Source organism: Acidiplasma cupricumulans (genome assembly GCF_001402935.1).
In the GTDB taxonomy this organism is placed as follows: domain Archaea; phylum Thermoplasmatota; class Thermoplasmata; order Thermoplasmatales; family Thermoplasmataceae; genus Acidiplasma; species Acidiplasma aeolicum.
The window spans coordinates 1-2,675 of sequence record NZ_LKBH01000061.1; the positions used below are offsets into that span (position 1 = coordinate 1).

The following is a 2,675-nucleotide window of genomic DNA, read 5'->3' on the forward strand; positions in this document are numbered from 1 at the left end:
TTCCGATCTCTAATACCATAAATCTATATTATTAAAAATATTATTACATTTAAGAGATTACCAAAATATATATTTAGAAACGTAGATATTTATATTAGTCTCTTATATTATAATATGGATAACAAAATGTCCCAACTAATAAATAAACATATAGAAATAGCTAAGAAATTTATAGAGGATTTAAGGAAAGATAAGGATATAGTTGGGGTGGTTCTATTAGGTGGTGCGGCCAGGGGATATGCAGATGAATATTCAGATATCGACCTCGGAATATTTTACAATTATAATACCAATTTAGTACCCGGAGAAAGAATATTTAAAAATTTTGATTTGGATATAATGCTATTTGAATACAATTCATGGTTAAATGCCAAATGGTCACATGAACAGAGGCAGGCATTTAAAGAGGGCATTTTATTATTAGATCACGATAATAAAATCTATAATTTGTTGCAAAGCAAATTGATTTATGGCGACGAGGAAAGGGCACAGGATATAATAAACATTCTTATGAAATTAAAATGGAAGGGATTTTCTATAGAAAAATACGAAATACCCAAAAATTATGAATTTAAACTACCTCCAGACCTAATGTATAAACGAGGCTGTCTGGAGTGTTCGTATATACTATTAAATGAATCCATTGACCTCTTCTTACAGCTTCTTTACTGTTTAAACCATGAGTTCATACCTGACACCAAGTGGCGCCTATATAATTCATATAAATTAATTTGGCTCCCTGAAAATTATAAGGAGAACATAACAAAATTGATTAAAACCACTGAAATATCTATAGATAATTTAATGATTAAAGTTAATGTCCTGAACTCAATGATCTCAGAAGCCATTGAGGTCATAAGCCATGAGAATATAATTACAAGTAAGACATATTTAGATTTTATTTATGAAGGTGATGAATATAGAACAAAACCATAAATTTATAATTAGAAAGGCAGAACCAAAAGATTATGGTTCCATTGCAAATATGATCAATGTGGGTTCTGCCTCTGGTGCATTCAGCTACAAAGTTACAGATGCAAAAAAGTTAAAAAAATACATAGAGGCGAATGTTTATCAAAACTATAATATTTTTGTTTATGAAAACGAAAATGGTATTTTAGGCTATATGGATATATTTTCATCTGGAAACGTTGGGACAATATTGGGGATTTTCGTGGATGAAAAATATAGAAAAATGGGCATTGGAACAGATATGCTGAATCTAATAATCAAAAAATTTGAAGAATATGGATGTTACAAAATTGTAACAGAAGTTTATGGGGATAATTATAAAAGTATAAACTTTTTTACAAAAAACAATTTTAAAATTGAATGCAGGATGAGTGATATGGAGTTCCATAAGGACATATTAGTTTTTACCAGATACATTTAAATTTTTTATTTCATTATGAAAATCCATATAGGCCACTATATGGCTGGGCTTCCTAAATTTTAATATTCTTTCTGCTATTTTTGTGGGAATGTTAACACTTTCTAAAGATAATGCAGTGGTTATTAGGGATGCTAAAAGCAGGGGTTTATCAAGGAATAATGAAGATGCCGCACCAATAATTCCTATTGTTATATCTACTTTATCCTTTATTTTGTTATTTTGTGATTTATTATAAACATTAACAGCGTCGTTAATTTGCTTGAATTCCTCTTCAAGCGCAATTTTTCTATCCACTATTTTTTCCCTATCCATTCTTTCATTGATTGCCCTATCCAACTCAAATAATGCTTTTCTGGCCTTTTCTGTATCAATCTGCAATGCAGTATCTATTCCTGATGGGAAATACACGCCGTTATTCCTTAAAAGTTCAATACCAACGTCGGTGGGAAATTCCATAATTTTTTTAGACTGGCCGATTTTATCTTTAAGTAATGGTGATATATCCTTATATGCGTCCGAATTAAGAGGATTTTCAATAGAGTACTTATCAATGGGTGTTATACCTTCCAGTGAGTAAAATACAGGATCTGTAAGAAACGAGGAATATGTATATATTAAATTATATATTTCCTCAGGAGAATATTTACCGCCGGTGAGTTTATCAAAAAGGGATTTATATCCAAGTGCACCTAGCTGGGTTAAGATGTTCTTGGCTGTATTTTCAATTTCATTTTCAAATTTATTAACATACGCATCCCATTTAATTTTTTTGGCATAATCGAATAACTTCCCATCAAATATTTTATTTGAAATCTCTGAATAATTATTTTCAGGATTGATAAATTTCAAATACATATCATTTCTTATTTGTGATGATGGGGCGTTTTCTATTATCTCATCCATATAATCTAAATTTTCATAGGCGACGGGATCAGAATCCAGATTAATTGATACTCTATTTCTTTCCTGGAGTTCAATTAAATAATCCAATGATATTTTTAATTTCTTTTCTAATGCCTCCCTATTTTTAAACGGCGGTACATTAATTATTATATCATCTAAATATGGTATCAAGGCGTATACTGGTTTATCAAATATGTAATAACCATAAGTTTTGCGACTATTTACTTCGGGTAGTTTAAGCTCTGGAAATAATTTTTCTATTGAAAAATTTTCTGGTTTTCTATTTTTTAATAACTTTTCGGCTTTTTCATACTCCTGAAATCTCTTTTCAATTAATTGGGATTTTTCCATGCCAAAATAATAAACCAGAAAATTTTTA

General features: G+C 29.7%; 3 protein-coding genes. 2 read left to right on the plus strand and 1 reads right to left on the minus strand.

Translation table 11 applies throughout. The annotated features are described in order from the left end of the window. The first annotated feature begins 114 nt into the window (after nucleotides 1-114). Nucleotides 115-936, plus strand: coding sequence for a nucleotidyltransferase domain-containing protein (locus AOG55_RS02045; RefSeq protein WP_084779385.1), 822 nt, complete (start codon nucleotides 115-117; stop codon nucleotides 934-936). Next, entirely contained in the window at nucleotides 914-1,393 is a 480-nt protein-coding gene (locus AOG55_RS02050; protein ID WP_055032507.1) for a GNAT family N-acetyltransferase, read from the plus strand. Before AOG55_RS02045 ends, AOG55_RS02050 begins: the two co-directional genes overlap by 23 nt. On the opposite strand, the gene AOG55_RS09450 is transcribed toward AOG55_RS02050, so the two are convergent. Continuing rightward, nucleotides 1,370-2,675, minus strand: a 1,306-nt coding sequence (locus AOG55_RS09450; protein ID WP_162216746.1) for a hypothetical protein, incomplete at its 5' end; no start/stop codon positions are given. The two genes, AOG55_RS02050 and AOG55_RS09450, sit on opposite strands and share 24 nt — an antisense overlap.

Excerpts from the sequence above, each read along its gene's own strand:
- AOG55_RS02045 (WP_084779385.1), top strand. The coding sequence starts at position 115 with ATGGATAACAAAATGTCCCAACTAATAAATAAACATATAGAAATAGCT.
- AOG55_RS02050 (WP_055032507.1), top strand. The coding sequence starts at position 914 with ATGAATATAGAACAAAACCATAAATTTATAATTAGAAAGGCAGAACCA.